Annotated in this window: 1 protein-coding gene; it reads left to right on the top strand. The window is 55.7% G+C overall.

Features of this window, described 5'->3' with window-relative positions:
* Positions 1-106 precede the first annotated feature (106 nt).
* Positions 107-932 (top strand): mannose-1-phosphate guanylyltransferase (locus tag AC1DS3_RS39085; protein WP_477129420.1); only part of this gene is annotated, 826 nt, incomplete at its 3' end.

Genomic DNA, 932 nt, shown 5'->3' with positions numbered 1-932 from the left:
ATTATTTGCAGGGGTAGCCAACCGCAATGCAGCGGTGAGTCTTCCGGCCGACTCAGTGTCGCCGGAAGGCGTGCTTGAATGCCCATGTGGCACAAGGAGAGTTCGGATGGAAACACCAGCCGTCATCATTCCAGTCGTCCTGTGTGGTGGCTCGGGTACCCGTCTTTGGCCGCTCTCGCGCGAAGGCTATCCTAAGCAGTTTCTCCGGTTGCTGAGCAACCGGTCGTTGCTGCAGGAAACCCTTCTGCGAGTGAAGCGGATCGCCGGAATCGGTGCTCCGATGCTGGTCTCTAACCACGCACATCGCTTTATGGTCGCAGAGCAGGCTCTCGAAGCGGGTATCGACGATGCCACGCTGATTCTAGAGTCCCATGCTCGGAACACCGCGCCAGCCGCCGCAGCAGCAGCTCTGCAAGCCATGTCAACGGGCGAAGATCCTCTATTATTACTATTGCCTTCAGATCAGCTGATTCGCGATATAGATGCATTTGCGTCGGCCGTAATTCATGGGGTGGCCGCCGCGAAGGAAGGTGCCATAGTTACCTTTGGTATTGTTCCCACGGAGCCTGCTACCGGTTACGGATATATCAAGGCAGGATTTCCACAAGGTGACTCGATACTCGATGTGGAGCGCTTCGTGGAGAAACCGTCCTTCGAGCGTGCTAGCCAGTATTTGGCAGAAGGCAACTATTTTTGGAACAGCGGCATATTTCTGTTTCGGGCTTCCACATTCCTCGCCGAATTAGGGAAGTTCGCGCCAGAAATACTTGCCGCCGCACGCGAGGCCGTTAGCAATGGCCAGAGAGATCAAGATTTCTTCAGATTGCACTCGGAATCCCTGGAGAGTTGCCCCAGCATATCCATCGATTATGCTGTGATGGAGCACACTCGGCATGCCCGTATGGTGCCATTGGCCGCGGAGTGGAGTGACG

Source organism: Cupriavidus sp. 01L46 (genome assembly GCF_056399905.1).
Note: the sequence above shows the minus strand (reverse complement) of the source record. Positions and strands in the feature narration are given on the sequence as shown.